The organism is Halodesulfovibrio spirochaetisodalis (assembly GCF_001672295.1).
GTDB classification, from domain to species: domain Bacteria; phylum Desulfobacterota; class Desulfovibrionia; order Desulfovibrionales; family Desulfovibrionaceae; genus Halodesulfovibrio; species Halodesulfovibrio spirochaetisodalis.
This window is the reverse complement of the sequence record NZ_JXMS01000059.1, coordinates 1-366: the sequence shown is the minus strand read 5'-3', so window position 1 is coordinate 366 and position 366 is coordinate 1. Positions and strand designations below refer to the sequence as shown.

Below are 366 nucleotides of genomic sequence, written 5' to 3'. Positions count from 1 at the left end.
TATCTACGGAGAAGACGGGGACGATACTATTACCACCACAGGAAGCGCCTATCAGCATGTTCAAGGTGGCAATGGTAATGACACTATACGAACTGGTTCTGCAAATGATGCCATAATCGGAGGAGCAGACAACGATACCATTTGGGCTGGTGAAGGTGACAACTCCATATGGGGTGGAACTGGGGAAGATGAAATTCATTCTGGCTCTGGAAATGATACTATAGACGCAGGTGACGATAACGATACCATTTGGGCTGGTGATGGTACAAATACCATTGATGCCGGCAAAGGGAATGACATAATTCATGCCGGAGCTAATGCTGATACCTACAAGTATAGCAAAGGCGACGGTCACGACGTCATCTA

General features: G+C 46.7%; 1 protein-coding gene. It reads left to right on the top strand.

What is annotated here, in order from left to right:
- A partial coding sequence (locus tag SP90_RS16405) for a calcium-binding protein (RefSeq protein WP_269449379.1) occupies nt 1–366 on the top strand: 366 nt, incomplete at both ends.